Annotated in this window: 22 protein-coding genes and 1 pseudogene; 14 read left to right on the top strand and 9 right to left on the bottom strand. The window is 30.1% G+C overall.

Annotation, left to right across the window (positions count from 1 at the left end; all coding sequences use genetic code 11):
* Window positions 1-442: 442 nt before the first annotated feature.
* The 7 genes from MSM_RS03475 to MSM_RS09395 all read left to right on the top strand — a co-directional run bounded on the left by MSM_RS03475 (window position 443) and on the right by MSM_RS09395 (window position 8666).
* On the top strand, window positions 443-2467 hold the full coding sequence (locus MSM_RS03475; protein WP_011954051.1) for a DEAD/DEAH box helicase family protein: 2025 nt from the start codon (window positions 443-445) through the stop codon (window positions 2465-2467).
* The gene (locus tag MSM_RS09200) at window positions 2464-2631 is read left to right on the top strand and encodes a hypothetical protein (RefSeq protein ID WP_011954050.1); all 168 of its coding nucleotides are present in this window, start codon (window positions 2464-2466) and stop codon (window positions 2629-2631) included. The genes MSM_RS03475 and MSM_RS09200 overlap by 4 nt, the downstream gene beginning before the upstream one ends.
* 6 nt (window positions 2632-2637) lie before the next feature.
* Entirely contained in the window at window positions 2638-4614 is a 1977-nt protein-coding gene (locus MSM_RS03470; protein WP_011954049.1) for an AAA family ATPase, read from the top strand.
* Window positions 4607-5068 carry a hypothetical protein gene (locus MSM_RS08980; protein ID WP_011954048.1) on the top strand — a complete coding sequence of 154 codons (462 nt, stop codon included), beginning with the start codon at window positions 4607-4609 and terminating at the stop codon, window positions 5066-5068. The genes MSM_RS03470 and MSM_RS08980 overlap by 8 nt, the downstream gene beginning before the upstream one ends.
* A gap of 16 nt (window positions 5069-5084) precedes the next feature.
* Window positions 5085-5471, top strand: a complete 387-nt coding sequence (locus tag MSM_RS03460) for a (deoxy)nucleoside triphosphate pyrophosphohydrolase (RefSeq protein ID WP_004032448.1) — start codon at window positions 5085-5087, stop codon at window positions 5469-5471.
* A 5-nt stretch (window positions 5472-5476) separates the two neighbouring features.
* On the top strand, window positions 5477-8347 hold the full coding sequence (locus MSM_RS03455; RefSeq protein ID WP_011954047.1) for a DUF3427 domain-containing protein: 2871 nt from the start codon (window positions 5477-5479) through the stop codon (window positions 8345-8347).
* A 184-nt stretch (window positions 8348-8531) separates the two neighbouring features.
* Window positions 8532-8666 (top strand): hypothetical protein, encoded by a 135-nt coding sequence (locus tag MSM_RS09395; RefSeq protein ID WP_004032446.1) that lies wholly within the window; start codon window positions 8532-8534, stop codon window positions 8664-8666.
* Between the two features lie 13 nt (window positions 8667-8679).
* Here the strand turns inward: MSM_RS09395 and dmpI are convergent, their stop codons facing one another.
* Complete coding sequence (dmpI, locus tag MSM_RS03450; protein WP_004036440.1) at window positions 8680-8868, bottom strand: 4-oxalocrotonate tautomerase DmpI; 189 nt, start codon at window positions 8866-8868, stop codon at window positions 8680-8682.
* A 67-nt stretch (window positions 8869-8935) separates the two neighbouring features.
* On the opposite strand from dmpI, the gene MSM_RS03445 reads away from it, so the two are divergent.
* A complete protein-coding gene (locus tag MSM_RS03445) occupies window positions 8936-9391 on the top strand; it encodes a dCTP deaminase (RefSeq protein ID WP_004032444.1) in 456 nt (151 codons plus the stop codon).
* Window positions 9392-9393: 2 nt separating this feature from the next.
* Entirely contained in the window at window positions 9394-10932 is a 1539-nt protein-coding gene (locus tag MSM_RS03440) for a thiamine pyrophosphate-binding protein (protein ID WP_011954046.1), read from the top strand.
* On the opposite strand, the gene MSM_RS03435 is transcribed toward MSM_RS03440, so the two are convergent.
* The 5 genes from MSM_RS03435 to MSM_RS03415 form a co-directional block, all read right to left on the bottom strand.
* Window positions 10925-11215: a hypothetical protein gene (locus MSM_RS03435; RefSeq protein WP_011954045.1), complete on the bottom strand. Its 291-nt coding sequence runs from the start codon at window positions 11213-11215 to the stop codon at window positions 10925-10927. The genes MSM_RS03440 and MSM_RS03435 overlap by 8 nt on opposite strands.
* Window positions 11205-11714 (bottom strand): DUF2953 domain-containing protein, encoded by a 510-nt coding sequence (locus MSM_RS03430; protein WP_048058677.1) that lies wholly within the window; start codon window positions 11712-11714, stop codon window positions 11205-11207. The genes MSM_RS03435 and MSM_RS03430 overlap by 11 nt, the downstream gene beginning before the upstream one ends.
* 87 nt (window positions 11715-11801) lie before the next feature.
* Window positions 11802-12212, bottom strand: a complete 411-nt coding sequence (locus tag MSM_RS03425; protein ID WP_019262429.1) for a GerW family sporulation protein — start codon at window positions 12210-12212, stop codon at window positions 11802-11804.
* 128 nt (window positions 12213-12340) lie between these two features.
* The gene (locus MSM_RS03420; RefSeq protein WP_011954043.1) at window positions 12341-12544 is read right to left on the bottom strand and encodes a hypothetical protein; all 204 of its coding nucleotides are present in this window, start codon (window positions 12542-12544) and stop codon (window positions 12341-12343) included.
* A gap of 35 nt (window positions 12545-12579) precedes the next feature.
* Window positions 12580-13374, bottom strand: coding sequence for an RpnC/YadD family protein (locus MSM_RS03415; RefSeq protein ID WP_011954042.1), 795 nt, complete (start codon window positions 13372-13374; stop codon window positions 12580-12582).
* 321 nt (window positions 13375-13695) lie between these two features.
* Here MSM_RS03415 and MSM_RS03410 point away from each other — a divergent pair, with 321 nt between their 5' ends.
* The gene (locus MSM_RS03410) at window positions 13696-14910 is read left to right on the top strand and encodes an ATP-binding protein (protein ID WP_011954041.1); all 1215 of its coding nucleotides are present in this window, start codon (window positions 13696-13698) and stop codon (window positions 14908-14910) included.
* A 338-nt stretch (window positions 14911-15248) separates the two neighbouring features.
* Here the strand turns inward: MSM_RS03410 and MSM_RS03405 are convergent, their stop codons facing one another.
* From MSM_RS03405 to MSM_RS03395, 3 genes are all read right to left on the bottom strand, one after another.
* Complete coding sequence (locus MSM_RS03405; protein WP_011954040.1) at window positions 15249-15671, bottom strand: DUF4064 domain-containing protein; 423 nt, start codon at window positions 15669-15671, stop codon at window positions 15249-15251.
* Between the two features lie 9 nt (window positions 15672-15680).
* Window positions 15681-16259, bottom strand: coding sequence for a zinc ribbon domain-containing protein (locus MSM_RS08975; protein WP_052287717.1), 579 nt, complete (start codon window positions 16257-16259; stop codon window positions 15681-15683).
* Window positions 16260-16610: 351 nt separating this feature from the next.
* Complete coding sequence (locus MSM_RS03395; RefSeq protein WP_011954038.1) at window positions 16611-17753, bottom strand: pyridoxal-phosphate-dependent aminotransferase family protein; 1143 nt, start codon at window positions 17751-17753, stop codon at window positions 16611-16613.
* Between the two features lie 112 nt (window positions 17754-17865).
* On the opposite strand from MSM_RS03395, the gene MSM_RS03390 reads away from it, so the two are divergent.
* From MSM_RS03390 to MSM_RS03370, 4 genes and pseudogenes are all read left to right on the top strand, one after another.
* On the top strand, window positions 17866-18540 hold the full coding sequence (locus MSM_RS03390) for a YczE/YyaS/YitT family protein (protein ID WP_004032437.1): 675 nt from the start codon (window positions 17866-17868) through the stop codon (window positions 18538-18540).
* A 9-nt stretch (window positions 18541-18549) separates the two neighbouring features.
* Window positions 18550-19204, top strand: a pseudogene (locus tag MSM_RS09060) (YczE/YyaS/YitT family protein).
* Window positions 19205-19312: 108 nt separating this feature from the next.
* The gene (locus MSM_RS03375) at window positions 19313-19882 is read left to right on the top strand and encodes a YczE/YyaS/YitT family protein (protein WP_011954035.1); all 570 of its coding nucleotides are present in this window, start codon (window positions 19313-19315) and stop codon (window positions 19880-19882) included.
* Between the two features lie 48 nt (window positions 19883-19930).
* Window positions 19931-20650: a 6-hydroxymethylpterin diphosphokinase MptE-like protein gene (locus MSM_RS03370; RefSeq protein WP_011954034.1), complete on the top strand. Its 720-nt coding sequence runs from the start codon at window positions 19931-19933 to the stop codon at window positions 20648-20650.
* The last annotated feature ends 7 nt before the right edge of the window (window positions 20651-20657 follow it).

Genomic DNA, 20657 nt, shown 5'->3' with positions numbered 1-20657 from the left:
TAAACAATGATGTTAATTTTGAGGTATTTTAAAGACAAACATTTTTTGGATCAATATTTTTTATTAAATATTTTTTTATTAAAATTGGGAAAATATTGGATGTTTTTCATATTGTAAGTTATTTTTAGTTAATATTGTTTGAATGTTGTGGGAGTTTGTATTCAAATTCAAACATGTGTTAAACTTGTGTTTATAGAATTACTTTTTTGTTTGTTTATCTTTATAAAAAATTTTTATTAAATATTTTAAAAATTAATTTATTTTTGTTTTAATTAGTATTTTGTTCATATTATTTGTAAAATTTATTTTTATGTGCTTAAAATTTATTTAGTAAACTATATATTGTAATAGTTAATAAAATAATATTAAATTGTTTCAATTTGAAAAATTGATTCGAGTAAGGAATATTGTTTTCTTTCTAATTTATTTATGTGGTATTTATATGGTATTTAAAGATATTGATTCGGAGGTGAGTCCAAGTTATAATTCTGCACATGATGATATTGTAAATAATTTTTATAATTTGGTATTATCTGAGGCAATAAAATATGACCGTATATCTGGATTTTTTAATTCCACTAGTTTGGCGATTGCTGCAAGAGGTATTGATAAATTTATAAAAAATAATGGGCATATGCGCCTTATTTGCGGCGCTAAATTGAATGTTGCTGATTTGGAATCTATTAACAATTCTGATGATTTGAAAAATATTATTGATATTAATTTTTTAAAAGATTATGATTCTATTGAAGATGAAATAGTAAAGAATCATGTTAAAGTATTGGGATGGATGGTGGCTAATAATTATTTGGAAATTAAAATTGGGGTTAATCGTAAAAAGGATGGTTTTTATGAATCTGGAATGATACATTCTAAAATTGGGATAATGTATGATGAATTGGATGATTCAATATTATTTGATGGGTCTGTAAATGAAACTGCTTTCGGATGGAAAAATAATATTGAATCATTAAAAGTATTTAAAAGTTGGAAAAATCCGGAATTTATGGAAAATGATAAAAAAGATTTTGAAAATTTTTGGGAGGGTAACGACCCATCTTTGGAGCTGTTTGATGTTCCTGATGCAACAAAAAAGAAGTTAATTGAAATAGCTCCCAATTCTAAAGATGAACTTTTTAATTTAAAATTAGACTCTAAACCAAAATTGCGTGATTATCAAGAAGAAGCTGTTGAAAATTGGATAAATAATAATTATCGCGGTATCTTTAGCATGGCTACAGGTACGGGAAAAACATTCACTGCATTATCCTGTTGGGATTATTTACGAAATAAAAAAAATAATCTTTTAACTATCATTGTATGTCCTCAAAAACATTTAATAAGTCAATGGGAAAGTAATTTGAAAGAATTTGGTTTTAATGGAAGTATTCTTATTGCATCTGGAGATAATAATAAATGGTCTTCTGAATTATTGGGTTTAATTGGGGATTTGGAGTCTTCTTTTAATTCAAATAATCAGGTTGTAGTTTTTACCACATTTAAAACATTTGCTAGTGAAAAGTTTAGAAAAAAAATTGATTTTTTTGAGGGGGATAGTTTAGTAATTGTAGATGAAGTTCATGGCATAGGTTCCTTTGAGTATAGGAAGAGTTTGTTGAATAAATATAATCATAGATTAGGTTTAAGTGCAACTCCTGAAATTGAAGATGATTTTGAAAGAACTGATTTGGTCTATGATTATTTTAATGGCATAATATATGATTATGATTTGGAAAATGCTATTCAAAAAGGGTTTTTAACTCGTTACAATTACCATCCTATTTTTGTTGATTTAAATAATGAAGAAATGGAGTTATATAAAGATTATACTTATAAAATTAGCATTATTTTACAAAAAAAGAAAAAAACATTGTTGGATGAAAAACGGTTAAATACATTACTTATTAAGAGAAGAGATGTAATTAATAATGCTGAAGATAAATTTGCTCATTTACATACTTTTTTGAAGGATCAAGAAGATATTAAGGACTTAATTATTTATTGTACTGGCAAACAATTGCCTAAAGTTCAGAATATTTTGGATGAATTTGATATTTCCAATCATAAATTTACTGGTGAAGAAAGCACTAAAAAAATTAATGGTAAATCTGAAAGAGACCGCATTTTAGAATTGTTTTCTAAGGGTTACTACCAGTCTTTAGTTGCTATTAAATGTTTGGATGAAGGAGTGGATGTTCCATCTACTCAAACAGCATTTTTAATGGCAAGTACATTAAATTCTAGACAACATATTCAAAGAAGGGGAAGAGTATTAAGAAAAAGTCCGGGCAAATCAAAAGCTAATATTTACGATTTAATAATTTTTCCAAAACTTAAAGGTGAATCGAATTCTGTTAAAACAATTTTTAAAAACGAACAGAAACGTTATGATGAATATGCTGACTTGGCAGATAATTCTTCAGAATGTAGCCAAAAATTCTTAAAAAAATGGGAGGAAATCACATGACTAAAATAAATTTAGAAATAATTGATTATATTAGGGAAGCTGATTTTGATGAAAATTTAAAAAATTTTTTCATTTCTGCAATATTATATGAATTAAGAAATCCTGAAAAGATGCATTATAAAGCAAGTTATGAAAACATGATTGAAAATGTTATGGGGGAATGATTAATAATGTACTTAGATTCTATTGAAATAACTAATTTTAGGCCATTTTATGGAACACAGAAAATTGATTTTGGGTTTAATGATTTGGAAAATTTAACTATAATTTTGGCAGATAATGGGAGTGGTAAAACTTCATTGGTTAATGCATTAACTTGGTGTTTGTATGGGGAGGAGCTTCATGATGTAAGAAACAAATCAGAACCATTGTATAATCTTAGAGCAGCTAAAGAATTAGAATCAAATGAAAATAGTATAAATGAAGTTAAAGTTGAAGTTAAAATTAGATTTTATTCATTTGAAGATGAAAAAAAGAAATATTTTTCAATTTATAGATCGTTATCTTTTCAAAAATGGGGTAATGGAAAATGGGGGGATGCATTTGCGGACCATTTGATTGTTGATGAAACAGATAAAGATATTTTGGAGGATGGTGTTGCACAAAATGCAATTAATAATAAAATCCCTAAAGAAATGTTCCAATATTTCTTTTTTAATGGAGCTACTTTGTCCAATTATTTTAAAAATGAATCTGAATTGAGTTTAAAAACATCTATAGAGCAAATTTCTCAAGTGGGTTTAATTGATAAAGTTTATGATCATTTGGTTAAAACATCTGATTCAATTAATAAGAGATTTAACAAGAAAAAGCCTAAAGGTAGTGTAAATTATAATAAACTAATCAATGAAAAAATGCAGGAACAACAACATAAAGAATCTGAAATTAAAGATAATCATAATAAAATTGATATTGCTATTCGAAATGTTAATAAATGTGTTGAAAAATTGAAACAAGTTGATTCAGGTTATGTTAACGAGTTAACCCAAAAAAGAAAAAATAAAGAATCAATGGAAAAAAAACTTAAACAAAATATTAAAGAAGATCGTAAAAATTATGAAAAATTGATTTTAGAATTATTCCCAATTGCGGTGTTGTTTGATGAATTAGTTGATTCAATTAATATTGCTGATGATGCACGGAAGAAAAAAACTGCACCTCCTCAAATTGAAAGAGATTTATTGAATGATATTTTGGAAGATGGATTTTGTATTTGTGGTGTTAAACTAGAAGACCATCCTGAGTGTGTAACTGAACTTAAAAAAAGATTAAATAATACTAGTAAAATAAAACAGGAAGTATTTTACGAAGATTATTATGATCTTAAGAAAGTTTTAACTAAACTGAAAGATCTTCCAAAAATAGAATCTTTAAGGAGGTCTATAAAACAAAATGAAGAGAATATTAATGAGATTAATATTCAAATTAATCAAATTTCCGATGAATTGGCTGAGTTTGATATTGAAGATGTTAGAGAATATGAACGTCAATCTCAAAAAAATAAAAAAATCATTGAAGATTTGCGTAAAAGGAATAAATCTTTAAGTGCAGATATCAATACCTTAAAAAAAGATATAGAAAAACTTAAACGTAAAAGGAGTGAGGCTGGAGAATTAGAGGGTGAATTAAAGATTTTGAATAATAAAATTAAATTTTGTGAAGAAGCAATTACTATTCTTTCAGATTTAAATAATAATGTTCAGAAACATATTCGTGAGAAAGTCAATGATAAAACTAGAAAACAATTTACGAGTATCAATTGGGCATATGATAAATATAGGGATGTTACAATTAAAGATGATTATAAAATTGTAATAACAAAAAGTACTGGTCAGAAAATTACTCCTGGGGATTTATCCGATGGTGAGGAGAATTTATTGGCTTTGTCTTTTATGATGGCATTACATAGTCTTAGTGGTTTTGAAATTCCTTTAATTATTGATGCTCCTTTGGAAAAATTAGATAAAAGTAAACGTATTGAATTTATTTCAGGATTACATGAGTATACTTCTGATAAACAGATAATATTCTTATTCACGGATAGTCAATACACTGATGATGTTAGGGCAAATATGTTGCAAAATATTGCTGATGAATATGAATTAAAACCTTATGAAAATAAAACGGAGATTGTTAAACATGGTTAATAAAGATAAAACAGTTTCAAATAGATTGTCTCGTGAAAAAGACACTTCTAAAATATATAACAAATTGTTAGAGAGTAATGGTCCTTTAAAGGAGAATAAATTTCATTCAAAAGATATATTTGCATTAGCATTAGCTTATGGTTATTCTCAGGGTAGTAGGTTACCTATTGAATCTAGACAACTATTTATAAATAAAGAAAATTTTGGTAAAGATTTGCCTGCTTTAATAAATGCATTAGCAATAACTAAATCTAGTGATGGTATTGAAATATTGTCTGAAGATACTCCTGAAATTTATAAATTTGCTGAGGAATATGCAAATGGGGGTTTGGATATTTTAGAAACTGAATATATGGAGGGGGGAGATGAATTCATTGAAAAATTAAGACTTATATTATTAAAATTAAATGAAGATGATAGAATTATTAAAAAATTAGGGGAATTGGACATTTAATTCAGGTGTAAAAAACATGAAAGAAATAAAAGTAGTGGCAGCTATTATTCAAAAAGAAAACAAAATTTTAGCTACTAAAAGAGGATATGGCGAGTTTATAAACATGTGGGAGTTTCCGGGAGGAAAAATCGAATCAGGTGAAACCAAAGAGCAGGCCCTAGTTCGTGAAATTAAAGAAGAATTAAACATTGAAATTAGTGTTGATAAATTTGCCATAGATATTGAGTATCAGTATCCTAACTTTTATTTATTCATGTCCTGTTTTATGTGTTCAATTAAGGAAGGTTCAATCGAACTTTTAGAGCATAATGATGGTAAATGGATTACAAAAGAAGAATTAAACACTTTAAATTGGCTTCCGGCAGATATTGATGCAGTTAATTATCTAAAAGAAAACATGTGATTTTTATGGATAATCAGAATGATATTTTAGAGGGAGCTAAAACTGCTTTTATCAATGAAACTTATAATCCTGCAAATGATTTCAAACCTAAATTCCTTTCAAACAACTTTAATCATAAGGTTTTAAATTCCATTAAGGATGAACTGCAGAATTGCGATGAATTTTTCATAAGCTCTGCTTTTATTACTTTAGGTGGTTTGACTCCTCTTTTACAGGATTTTCTGGAACTTGAACAAAGAGGTATTAAAGGTAAGATTCTTACAACTGATTATCTTAATTTTACAGATCCTAAAGCTTTAAAAAAGCTTCAGTCTTTAGATAACATTGAAGTTAAGCTGTATGCTCAGGAAAAGAACGGTTTTCATACTAAAGGTTATGTTTTTAGAAAAGGCAATATCTACAAAGGTATTGTAGGCAGTTCTAATTTGACTTTAAACGCTTTAACTGTTAACAAGGAGTGGAATGTTGAATTTACCTCTTTACATGACGGTGAAGTGTTGAATAATTTATTATCTGAATTTAACAACTTGTGGGATGAAGCAAACAATCTGGAAGATGTTCTTCCGGCTTATGAAAAGTTATATGATTCTCAAAAGAACTTTACAAAGCTAAAAGAAAACTACAAAAAACTCAGCTCTGAGGATTTGGTCCCAAATTCTATGCAGGTTGGTTTTATGGAAAGTTTAAGGTCTTTAATTCAAAGTGGCGAATCAAAGGCACTTCTGGTATCCGCAACGGGTACTGGTAAAACTTATGCTTCTGCTTTTGCTGTTCAGGATTTCAATCCTAAAAAATTTCTTTTTGTAGTTCACAGAGAACAAATCGCCAAACAGGCTATTAATGCTTATAAAAATGTTTTTAAAAATACAAAAGATTTCGGATTGCTGACTGGTAATTCTAAAGACTATGATTCCAACTTTTTATTCTCAACAATTCAGACATTGTCTAAAGATGATGTTTATACCAAGTTTAAAAAAGATGAATTTGATTATATTGTGATTGATGAGGTCCATAAAGCAGGTGCTTATTCCTATCAAAAAATCATGGATTATTTTGAACCTGAATTCTGTTTGGGAATGACTGCTTCACCTGAGAGGCCTGACGGTATTGATATTTATGAACTCTTTGACCATAATCTGGCATGTGAAATCAGACTTAAAGATGCTTTAGAAGAGGATTTGTTATGTCCTTTTCATTATTTTGGAATATCTGATTTGGAAATTGATGGAGAAACTGTTGATGATTCAACAGAATTCAATCAGTTGGTTTCAGATGACAGGGTAAATTATTTACTTGAAAAATCAGCCTATTACGGATATTCTGGTGAGAGAATTAAAGCTTTGGTATTTTGCAGCAGGAAAAAGGAAGCAAATGAACTTTCAAAAGCTTTCAATAAAAGAGGCCATCCGGCAATTGTCTTAACAGGTGATGATTCACAGCAGACAAGGGAGGATGCAATTTACAGACTGACTAATGATGAGGCTAAAAACAAGTTGGAATACATTTTTACAGTTGATATTTTTAATGAAGGGGTAGATATTCCTGAAATTAATCAGGTTTTACTTGTAAGGCCAACACAGTCTCCAATTATATTTATTCAGCAATTGGGAAGAGGCCTTAGGAAATTTAAAAACAAAGACTATGTTGTTATACTGGATTTTATCGGAAATTATAAAAACAATTTCATGATTCCGATAGCTCTTTCAGGTGACAGATCCTATGATAAGGATAATATTCGCCGTTATCTGATGGAGGGTAATAAAGTAATTCCTGGAGCTTCTTCAATCAGTTTTGATGAAGTTTCTAAAAAGAGGATTTATAATTCTATAAACAACACTTCATTTTCAAGAATAGCTCTTTTTAAAGAAAAATACAATAATCTGAAGTTTAAGTTAGGCAGAATTCCAATGCTTTTGGATTTCTATGAAAATGGAGAAATGGATCCTTTATTAATCTTAAATCATACTGCAATGGATTGCTATTATTCATTTTTAAAAAAGGCAGATAAAGATTATGACGAATATCTCTCAGAAGAGGAAATTTCATCTTTAAAATTCATATCCAAAAACTTAGCCAGTGGAAAAAGACCTCATGAGTTGCTGATTTTAAAATCTTTAATTTATAATGGTTATTTCTCAGTTGAATCAATTGAACAATTATTAAAAACAGAATATGATATTCAAAATGATGTAAAATCAATTGAAAGTGCAATCGATGTTTTAAATCTTGATTTCAGTAAAAAAGATAAAAAAGATTTTCCTGAATTATCTTTTATGAATGAATTTCAAATTTCAAATGATTTTAAAAAATATTTATCTCATGAAACTTACAGAAAACATATTTTGGATGTAATTAATTATGGATTGCTTAAATATAAAACAGAATATAATGCTCAAGTTGAAGGTGAAAATTTAACATTATATGCCAAGTATTCAAGAAGGGATGTTTGTAGACTGTTAAACTGGCCAAATGATGACAGTTCCACATTATATGGATATAGGGTAAAACACAATACCTGCCCTATTTTTGTAACTTATGATAAAAAAGAAGACATTTCAGATAGTACAAAGTATCTAGATGAGTTTGTAAATAGGGATGTTTTCAGCTGGATGACTAGAAGTAGGCTTAAATTAGATAGTAAAGAAGTAGTTGCTATTAAAAATTATCAGAAAACTAATTTAAAGATACATCTCTTCATTAAGAAAAGTGATGATGAAGGTAAGGATTTCTACTATATGGGTCAGGTCGAACCATTTGATTTTATCCAGACAACTATCAAAAGCAAAGACGGAGACCTGCCGATTGTCAATATTAAATATAATCTCCATATTCCAGTTAAAGATGAGCTGTATGACTATTTTGAGAACAAGATATAGGTGAATTAATAAGAAAATTAATATATTAATTGTGGTTATGGTGCTTGTACTTTCATTGTCAATTGCTTATATGTTTTTATCAATTAATATGCAAGAAAATAAGAATCCTCCAGTAGTTAACATAACAAACAATGTTGGGACTATAGATTAAAGCTACTATGAAATTGATTATAGTAGCGACCCTATGGATGCGGATACTGAATGGTATTTGGATGAAAGACCTCATAAGCAGATGCATAGTATGGATGAAGTTCCCAGTGGTGAACGGGAAGTTCATTATACAGAAGATGGCAGCGGATGGTATGAATATTATGATTAAATGATAAGGAAATTTATTCCCTATCACTTAATAATTCACCAGCTACTCCTATGCTTTCTTTCGGATAAGCTTGAACAAGTACTGTTATTGCCTCTATTGGCAATCCGTAACTGTCAGCTACTATTTCACTTACTTTTTTTACCATTTCTCTTTTATCTTCAACACTGATTGTGTCATTTCCGGCTATTGTTATTACAGGCATAATTTTTTCCTCCCTGTTTTTAAAATTTATTAATCAGATATAATAAACTATCTATTAAGTGATTATTATGCTTGGTGAAAATGAACTTGTTAAACTGTTTCCGGATTTTAAAGATTTGGTTCAGCCTTCAGGAATTGATTTGGCTTTAGATAAAATTTATATTCAGGAAAGTGAGGGGTCTTTGATTGACAATGAAAAAAACCTTCCTGAAATTAAAGAATTGGAAGGGCCTGTTTACACTTTAAAACCTCATACTGCTTATCTTGCTTCAATTGACAGGAAAATCAAAATTCCGAAGGGCTATTCAATGTTATATCTGCCAAGATCCACATTACTGAGGTCTTTTGTCTCAGTTCAGACAGCTGTTGGAGACCCTGGTTTTTTCGGAACTTTAATGTTTATGATTTATAATCACGGAGATTATGAATACAAAATCAAAAAAGGGGACAGAATAGCTCAGGGAGTTGTTTTTGAAGTTGAAGGCTCCGGGCAATACAGCGGATCTTATCAGGAAGAGGAATAATAATGAATGTAGCTGCTTATTTAGTTAAAATCCTTGAAGAGGAAGGTCTGGAAAATATTTTCGGACTTCCGGGAGAACAGATTCTGCCGTTTTATAAGGCTCTTAAAGACTCCAAAATAAATCATATTCTGGTAAGACACGAACAGGCAGCTATGCATGCGGCAGATGCATATTACAAATCATCCCATAAATTAAGTGCATGTGTAGCTACTGCAGCACCGGGAGCACTTAATTTTACAATGGCTCTGGCAGGAGCATATAAGGACAATGTGCCTCTTCTGGTTTTGACAGGAGACAATCCCACTGATTTGAGAAATGAGGATGTTTTCCAGTCACTTCCGACATCTGAAATTTTTAGAAATATTGTTGACGAAACATTCAATCCCTTAAACGGAACTGAAGCGGTATATGCACTAAGGGCAGCTATTTATAAAATTAGGCACGACCCAAAAGGCCCGGTTCATATAAACTTGTCAAATGATGTCCTGTTAAGCGAGGAGTTTCAGGACTTTGATTTATGTTATTTGTGTGAAAATGACCTGTCAAATGTTAAAAAAGCCCAGGAATTAATAAACAAATCTAAAAAACCGCTCTTTGTATTGGGTTCTGGAGCAATATCACAAAGAAAAGTTTTAAAACTGATAGCTGAAAGTAATGGAATTCCGGTAGCAACTACTTTTAATTCAAAAGGAATCATAGCTGAAAGCAATCCTTTAAATCTGGGAATGGCAGGTACCAGAGGAACTCCCAGAGCAAATTATGCCATAAAAAATTCAGACTGTATCATAGCTTTAGGTGCAAGAGCTTCTGAAAGGACATTTGTTGCTTTGGATGAAATTGAAGATAAGCTGATTCATGTAAATATTAATAAAAAGCATCTTAAAGGAAATTATCCGATTCAGGGAAGTGTTGAAAACTTCTTATATGAAGTAGACTTTAAAAAAGCAGACTGGCTAGATGAACTGTTGGAAATTGACAACAAAATAGCTGTTGAAGGTTTGGGGGATAAAACACTTCCGTTAAGACCTCAGGTGGCTATTAATGAAATTCTAAATCAGTATAAGGACAATATTATAATCGGTGATGCCGGAAGTCATATTACATGGGTAACTCTGCTTAAAAAATCCTCTGACTTTGGCCAGCTGCTGTTTCAGTCAGCACTTGGACCAATGGGTTACGGAATTCCGGGAGCTATCGGAGCTGCAGTTGCAAATCCTGATAAAAAAATAATTGTAATCAACGGAGACGGAGATTTCCAGATGAATATTCAGGAACTGGCTACAATAAAAGAATATGGCTTGAATATTTTAATTTTTATAATAAACAACTCACAATACGGCATTATAAGGCAGCATGAAGTTAATAAATATGATATGGAACCCTATCAGATAGATTTAAAAAATCCTGACTTTGTAAAAGTAGCTGAAGCATACGGATTAAAAGCAAAAAGGGCAGAAAAACTTGAAGATCTCCAGGATGTGGATGATTATGATATTGTAGATGTTGCTGTAAGGTTTGAAGATATTCCCCTTCCTAAATAAGGCACTCTTCAACAAATTTTTTTACAATATCTTCATATCCCAGGCAGTTGCCGTCAAATGAATAGTAATAGTATTCCTCATCCTGGTTATGGATAAATCCGACTGGTATCAGTTCATAACTGGCTATTTTATCTTTTAAGATAACTGCTTTTGATTTATAGATAAAATAAAAGTCATCATCACCAACAGCTATTTTTTTAAAGGTTAATTCTTCATCCTTTTTGAAGTATTTGTCAAGCTTTTCCTTTTGGTGTTTTGCAAATCCTGAAAAATCATTTTTCATTTTTATCACCTCTGAAGGTTTTAATTAAAATCCTGATTTCTTTTTTGGAAATTAAATTGACAACAGGCAAAATCAGCTTTAAAAGATTAATGTCAACATCCAAGCATCCTTTAAAATCAATTACAGGATCTCCAAAAACAGGTTCTGCACTTACTTTAGAAACAGGATATAATGTTTTAATAAATCCGTTAACAGCCCAGATATATCCTATATACTGTGCAGTGTCTGCATAACTGGCCAGTCCAAATTTCAGATGATTTTCTAATTTTGATACCTTGAGGGATTTGACGGTTTTTTTTAAAAAATCTGAAATGTAAGGCAGAGCATTTTTAAGAGGTTTCATTAAATTTTTAGACTCTTTTTCATTATCTTCGTCTTTTGAGGTTTCTTTTTCTTTTGAAGAATTATAAACAGTTATTTTTTTAAAAATATTTATTTTAATAATAGCTGAAAGTTTGCTTCCGGTTTTTTCAAAGCTAAGTGATATTCTAAGACCCATATATAAAAAAATAATAAGAATTAGGATGATTATAAGTAAAATCATTCCTAGGATGTATATGGTGTTCAAAATATCCCTTTTTTAAGTTTATTGTTCGTCTTCGGTAGTTGTAAACTCAGGTTCAATATATTCAGATTCATCGTAGTCATCTGAAGATTTTGAGAAGTAATTTTTAACAAGGTCAGAAACAATCAGTCCTAAATCAGACAATGCTTTGTTGGTTTCGGTTCCTTTAGTTAAGTTAACAACTTTAACTCCTTCTCCGCTTTTGGCATTTTTTGGAATGATTACCATGGAAACAGGTTCAACACCTGCACCTGCACCTACAGTATCGTTTCCGTCATTGCCCAGTATGTTTTCACAGGCTCCAAAACCTACTCCCATTCTCATTACTGGAATTAAAAATTGGTCTCCTGCATCAATAGGTTTTCCGACAACATTTTCAATACTGATAAGTTTACGTAATTCTTCTACACTTGTTTTAATATTTTCAGCCATATTTTGACACATCCATTTTTTTTAGTTAATTATAATATTAATTATCAAATATTAAATATTTTGTTTATTTAAAAAAAATTTCAGGCTTAATAATTTAGTTATTATCAAGCCTATTTTATGAATTATTTTTACATTTTTAAGGAATGTATTTGGTTTAATGTGTCTTGGGGTAGTTTTCCTTTTTGAATTAGTGTTGTTATTTCGTTTTTTATTTCTGTTTTTTTCTTATTTTCTCCTATATTTATTCCTTCTGTTTTTCCTTCTTTTATTCCTTCTTTTATTCCTTCTTTTATTCCTTCTTTTCTGGCTTGGTCGTATAGTGTGTTTCTCATTTTTATTTCCTCTATTATTGATTGCTGGTGTTTTTTTACATTTTTAAGGAATGTATTTGGTTTAATGTGTCTTGGGGTAGTTTTCCTTTTTGAATTAGTGTTGTTATTTCGTTTGTTATTTCATTTTTCATTTCATTTTTTCCCTCATTTCTTCCTTCTTTTCTTCCCTCGTTTATTCCTTCTTTTATTCCTTCTGTTTTTCCTTCTTTTATTCCTTCTTTTCTGGCTTGGTCGTATAGTGTGTTTCTCATTTTTATTTCCTCCATTATTGGTTGTTGGTGTTCTTTTTTTATTACTTTGGAACATACTGCCTGTTGAATGTACTTGATGTTGTTAAGTTCGTCTATGGTTAATGTTGTTATTTTATTGGTTAATTGAGCAGTTTTCAATGTTATTTCTTCTGTTGGTTCCTTATAGCTTGTAAACGGCATTAATTTCAAAGCAAGTATTTCTGTTGGTGTTAGTTTTTCGTTGTTTTCTATTTTTTTACTTATACTATTTATTTTTTTATTTCCGTCAATGTTTTTTAAGGACATGATGTTAATTTTAAAAACATTGTCTTTACTGTACTGATGGATAATCTGGTCGTGTGGTATTGCTTGAACACAAATGATGTAGGTTTCAACAAAACAGCCGGTGTATTCATGTAGTAATGCGACATAAGCGAAGATTCTTTGCAATTCCTTTTTTGTTGGAAATCTTGCTTGAAATTCTATATGGATATAAATTTTGTCTTTTGTTTTACCTACGTAGTCCAGATGATATCTTTTATTTTTTAATTCGCTGAATTCTGTTTTGGCTGATTCTACAATTTCATAATCGATGTTCATAAATTCTAACAGTTCATTTATTGAGGTATTCGCTATTTCTTTTAATGTTATGTCCAGTATGTGATAGTTGATGATTAAAACCCCCTGTTGCTTTTATTGGATATCCAATATCTCATTGGTTTTTATAGTTTATAAATTGGTCAGTTTTTTCTAAAAACAATTTTACATTCTTAAATCAATAAAATAATGATTTTAATGTAATTTTGAAATCTTGATTTTTATCGAGTATAAAAGAAATTTTTGCTATTTTTTAAAATTTATCGAGTATAGTCGATAAAATTTATATATTTTAAAAATATAACTTAAAACAGGTGTTTTCAAATGATAAAAAGGGAGTTATATCTGGAAAAAATCAGAAGGTTAATTAATACAGAACCAATTAAAATCATTACAGGAGTTAGAAGAAGTGGTAAGACCTATCTGTTGCACAGTATAAAAGAAGAACTTATTGAACAGGGTATTTCCAAAGAAAACATATTTTTAATATCATTTGAATCTCAAAAATACAATAAAATCCAAAACTTCATGGAATTGGATGTGTGCGTCAATAATTTAATAAAAAACACTTCAGGTAAACTATATCTGCTGTTTGATGAAATCCAGAATATTATGGGCTGGGAAAAAAGCATCAATTCATATAGGGTAGATTTTGATTGTGATATTTATATAACTGGTTCTAATTCTGAACTGCTCTCTGGAGAATTGGCCACATTAATTGCAGGAAGATATTTCCATATAGATGTTTATCCATTTTCATTTAAAGAGTTTTTACAATATAAAAAAGAAATAAACAGTATAGATATCAAAAATAAAGAATTGCAGTTGTTTAATGAATATGTAAAATACGGGGGAATGCCTTCTTTACAGCAGGTGCAGGACATTGATAAATTTTCATATTTGGAAGATATTTACAGCACCATACTTTTAAAAGACATTATTTCCAGACATAATTTAAGAAATGCTGAAATTTTAAACAGGATTTTAACATTCATAATCTCAAATATCGGGCAGTCGGTTTCAGCTAACGGAATATCCAAATATTTAAAGCATGAAAACTTAAAAGTATCTGCAGATACGGTTTTAAATTATCTGTCTTTTTCTCAAAATGCGTGCTTCATTCATGAAGCTAAAAAAGAAAATTTAAAAGGTAAAAAAGTATTAAAAACCAATGGAAAGTATTATTTGGTTGATCATGGATTTAACCAGGCTATTATTGGTAAGGATATGGAAAATACAGGCCAGATACTGGAAAATATTGTTTATATTGAATTGCTTAGAAGGGGTTATGAAGTAAAAGTTGGAGATATAAATGGTAAGGAAGTGGATTTTGTCTGTAATAAAGCAGATAGAAAGATTTATATTCAGGTTACTTATTTGTTGTCAGGTAAAGAAACAGTTAAAAGGGAATTCGGTTCCCTAAGGGCAATCGGAGATGATTATGAAAAATATGTTTTAAGTATGGATAATTTGGATTTTTCAAACACTGGAATAAAACACATGAATATAATTGAATTTTTAAAAAATGATATTATTTAATGCTTGGTTTTTATCGAGTATGGAAGAAATTTTTACTATTTTTTAAAATTTATCGAGTATATTCGATAAAATTTCACAAAATCAAAAAAAGAAATAATGCAGTTTTGAAGATATAAAAAAATTAATTATTGTATTTTGTTTTAGTGTTTTTTAAAATTTTTAATTTAATTGTTTGTTTAGTAAATTAAATTTAAAAAATTGGAATTATAAGTTAAATTAAGTTGTATTTAAGAGTAATGTTGCAAATATTTTTACTTTAAATTTTTTAAATATATTTTAACTATCTAATTAATAAAATAAGATTATTTAAAAATAAATATGAAGACAATTGTCTTCATTTATTTTCTTATTAATGCAATTAGTCCGGCAATACCTAATAATATGAATCCGAGTATTCCATATGCTGAAATACTTATTAATAACCATATTGCTGAAATAATTAATATTATTCCACCAGTTTTTGCATTATTTTTCACATATACTGATCCTACAATCCCTACTATGGATGCTAAAAGTGCAGATATTCCTAAAGCAAATATTTCGGTTCCTCCAAATGATGATAACATTATTGCAAACACGCCACCAAGCAAACCAAAAATTGCACCAATAATTCCTAAAACTAGTTCTAAGGTTCTTGATGTTTCATTTGCAGTTATTTCTTTAGTTGAAGTTTCAGATTTTCCATCAAAATTGTATCCGCATTTTATACAGAATGTAGCATTGTCATCATTTTCAGTTCCACAAGAAACACAAAATTTCATTTTTTCACCTTATATTGTTATTGTTTGGTTATATATTGCATCTGATAAATCGTTTCCTCCGAATGCACTATCAAGAATATATACTTCTGCTTTTGATGGTGTTGAGTCACCATTTACATAAGCATTACCATTTATTTTAACTATTTGGTCTTTTTGTATATCATTCATATTCCAAACTAAGGGGCTTTTATCAATTACTGCTCCACTATCGTCATAAAACACAACTACCATTTCTAAATAATCATAATCCTTATCTGGGGTTAATGTTCCACTGACTGAATAAGCACCATAACCTTCACTTTGTATACTTAAATCTGTTATTTTTGGATTTGTTTGAGGAGTGCTAGGACTCATTGACCCTATGATGATTAGTAATATAAACAGTATAATCATTATCATGAGTATAGTTTTTCCCTTTGAAACTCTTCGTTGCATAGTTTTTTTATCAATTTTGTAGAATAATTTATCTATTATTCCATTTTTATGGTTTTGTGCTTTTGTTTGAGTATTCCATTCATATCCGCATTTTTCGCAGAACTGTGCTTCATCTTTATTTTCAGCACCACATTTTAAACAAAATTTTGACATTTTTGACCTCCTTTCAAAGTAATTTTTTTCACATGTTATTAATCTATTCATTAAATAGATATTATACAGTTTATAACATGTTTATATTAAGTGTTTCTAATTGTTTTTTATTAATGATGAATTACTTAATTTTTATTTTTAATTAATCATTTTTTTTAAAATAGTTATTTATGGGTCCTGAATTAAGTAAATGCAAAAAGAAATTTATCAAACTATTAAATTATTTGGATGATGATTTGGTTTGTAAATAATCTATTTTCATATATAGCTTTTTCAAGTAATGATTTTATAAAAATAAGGTTTTTATTTTATAATTGATAAAAGCTATTTAAAAAAGAAAAAAAAGCAGAATCATAAGTATGATTCTGTAATGGATGCTACTCCGGCACCAGCATCTTCAATTGCACCGAGGCCTTTTAAGGTCATTCCGATAGCTGCAAAGGTTTGTACCAATTCTTTGTAGGAAATATTTCCCATATGTCCTATTCTGAATATGTTTCCTTTTAAGTGGTCTTGTCCACCAGCTAATTCCACTCCGTATTTGTCACGGGTAGTTCCTCTGAATTCTGCATCAGTTACGCCTTCAGGCATTTTAACTGCAGTTACAGTAGCTGAGGATACTTTTTCATCTGCGAATAATTCTAAACCTAATGCTTTTGAAGCAGCTACGCTAGCTTTAGCAGCTTTGTGGTGACGTGCAACTCTGTTTTCTAATCCTTCTTCCATAACCATTTTTAATGCTTCGTTCATAGCATAAGTTAGAGATACAGAAGGAGTGTATGGAGTTTGTGGCGGATTTTTGTCTCCACTTTTTTTAGCAGCCTGCATATCTAAGTAGAAAGTGTGGGAGTCTACTTTGTCTGCAGCAGCCCATGCATCGTCACTTAATGTAATGGCAGCCATTCCAGGTGGTGCTGCAATACATTTTTGGGATCCTGTAATACATACATCGATTCCGAATTTGTCTACATCAACATAGTCTCCTCCAAGGGAAGATACTGTATCTACAATGTAGAGTGCATCGTAGTCTTTCATTACTTTACCGATTGCTTCAATAGGTGCTGCTACACCAGTTGAGGTTTCATTATGAACAACAGATACTGCTTTAATATCCTCATCAGCATCAAGAGCAGCTTTAATAGCTTCAGGAGTTACTGCAGTTCCCCATTCTACTGCTAATTCTTCGGTGGTAATTCCATGAGCATTAGCTATTTTCATGAAACGTTCTCCGAATTTTCCTCCTACGACATTTAAGATTTTTTCTCCGGAATTTACTACATTACTTATAGCTGCTTCCATTGCTGCAGTTCCAGATCCAGTTAATAAATAGGATTGGTTAGAGGTTTGGAAAACATCAGACATTAATTCACTGGTTTCAGTTAAGATTTCCCCATATTTAGCTCCTCTATGATTTACAACAGCTTGAGACATAGCGTTAAGTACTCTTGGGTGTACTGTTGTTGGACCTGGAAGCATTAATAAAATTTCATCCATTTAAAATTTCCTCCGTATGTAAAAATAAATTTTATGATTTAGCTTATGATAAAGCTATATAAATGTCTTATTTTTATAGTTTTTAAATATTGTGTAGTACATATAATATAACATGGATTTTTTTGGAAATGACAAATTGACTTTTAAAAGGGTATTTAACTATCTTTTGGGATTATGGTTCATAACTTTGGGGATAGGTTTTTCAATAAAATCTAATTTGGGAGCAACGCCGGTCAGTTCAATTCCATATACTTTAAATTTGATTTGGGGAATTGAAATAGGTAAAGCTACAATTATATTTCATGCAGTTTTAGTTTTGATAGAACTGATACTGTTGGGAAAGGACTTTAAGATTAAACACTTCCTGCAGGTCTTTGTGGGGGTGCTCTTCGGATATTTCACAACTTTTTCAGTTGGGCTGATGGGATTTATTCCGGATCCGACCAGTATCCTCTCTGAGCTGCTGCTGACATTTCTAAGCATATTCAGTGTGGCTTTGGGATTATTTTTCTATGTGCCTACAAACATTATTCCTGTATCTGTTGACGGGGTAACTCAGGCATTGGCCATTGCATTTAATATGCCTTTCTCAAAAACCAAGGTTGTTTATGATGTTAGCCTGCTTGTTATTTCTGTAGTGCTTTGCTTTGTATTTTTAGGAGTAATTGGGGGCAGCATAGGTATTGGAACAATTCTTTCAGCTGTTTTTGTTGGAACTGTTTTGAAATATATCCATAAACTTAACAGCTATTTGACCGGAAAAACAATAGATTTTAAACAGATGTGAGGTATTTTAATGTGGATTAAACGAATTATCTTGTTTGTTGGAGGATTATTTGTAATGTCACTTGGAGTGGGCCTTTCAATAAAGTCTGGTTTGGGAGTTACACCAATCAGCTCAATTCCCTACTCTTTGACACTGGCTTCAGGTGTAAATATTGGAATTACAACAATTATTTTTAATGCAATTCTTGTATTTTTGCAAATACCAATTTTAAAAAAGAGATTTAAAGCAAAAAGGCTTTTGCAATTAATCAATACAGTTATGTTCGGGTATTTTACAGATCTTTCACTGTGGATTTTATCTCCGATGCCGGGCCTGCCTTTGGATGTTAACTTTACACTGCTGATTGTAAGTATGTTTTTAATAGCTGTCGGTATTTTAATATTATATGCCTGCAAACATTGCTCCTCTTCCGGGTGAAGGAGTTGTGGAGGCCATATCTTTGGCATATAATAAACGATTTTCCAAAGTCAAAGTATGTTTTGATACATCAATGGTTGTGTTATCTTTAATCATTTGCGGACTCTTTACATCGGATATTTTTGGAAGTGTGAATATAGGTACAATTCTTGCAGCAATATTCATTGGAATTATTATAAGATATCTTACAGAATTGTATGAAAAAATAACCGGAAAGTCAATTACAGTAGTTAATAAAGAAAATTAGGGGTATGAAAGAATTAAAATTACAAAAGAGTTAATTAAAAGAATAATATATTATATAATCGGTGTATGCATACTGTCTTTTGCAGTAGGGGTTTCAATCAAATCTGAATTGGGAGTTACTCCAATCAATTCAATTCCTTATGCAATAGCTTTAATTGCAAATATTGATGTGGGGCTTTCATCAGTTTTATTTTATCTGGTAGTTATTTTTATACAAAAACCAATTTTGAAAGACAAGTATCATCCGAAAAGACTTCTTCAGCTTGTTAGTGCTTTTTTATTCGGATACTTTGTCGATTTTTCATTGGGGGTAATGGCACCGATTCAGAACCTTTCATTAATGGGCAAATTTTTAATGCTTGCATTAAGCATAGTTCTTATAGCTGTAGGGATTTTAATAATGATGCCTGCAAATATTGCACCTCTTCCTGGAGAAGGTCTTATAGAGGCAATAGCCATAGCTGCAGATAGGAAATTCTCATCAGTTAAAATATGCATTGATTCATCAATGGTGATAATAACAGTTATTTTATGCTGGATATTTTTAGGTGATGTTTTGGGAAGTGTAAGTGCAGGTACAATAATCTCGGCTGCATGTACAGGTTTTGTTGTAAGGCAGTTTCATGATTTGTACAGATATTTTACAGGTAAGGACATTAGAGTTGTTAATAAGGAATAAAAAATATTAATAATTTGCAACTAAATTCATATGTAAAGGTGTTTTAAAATGGATTTTGGTCTTTGGGAAACTTACTATAGGAAAATATTGGATGATTTCGGATTTGAAAGAAAAGATGATGAAAAAACTGCCCAGGTATTGGATGACATTCTTTTTGAGCAAGGCTGTTTAACACTGGAGGATTTGCATGAAAAAGTAGATTTTTCCACTAAATTCATAGTATTTGGAGCAGGTCCTTCTCTAAAAGAGCATATTAAAAAAATAAAAGAAAACTATGATTTGATAGATTATGTTTTAATAGCTGCAGACGGGGCAACAACAGCTCTGGTTGAAGAAAAAATAGTTCCGGACATAATAGCTACTGATTTGGACGGTAAAATAAATGATATTTTATATGCAAATGCACATGGTGCAAGTTTAGTTATTCACGGTCATGGAAATAACATGGATGCAGTACGAAATTACACTCCATTTTTCGATAATGTTTTAGGAACAACACAAGCTCAGTCACATGGAAACCTCTATAATTTTGGAGGATTTACAGACGGGGACAGGGCAATGTTTTTAGCTATTGCACTTGGAGCCAGTGAATTGACATTGGCAGGAATGGATTTTGGAGATGTTGTAACCAAATATTCAAGACCGAATATTGCAGAAGAGACTGCAAAGGCTGATGAAATCAAAACAAAAAAATTGAAGTATGCAGAATTGTTTACAAAGTGGATTGACGATAATGAGGACGTTAAAATTATTAATTTAAAGTCATAATAATTTT

Source organism: Methanobrevibacter smithii ATCC 35061 (assembly GCF_000016525.1).
Taxonomy (GTDB): Archaea; Methanobacteriota; Methanobacteria; order Methanobacteriales; family Methanobacteriaceae; genus Methanocatella; species Methanocatella smithii.
The sequence above is the reverse complement of the archived record's forward strand: the minus strand, read 5'-3'. Positions and strand labels throughout refer to the sequence as shown.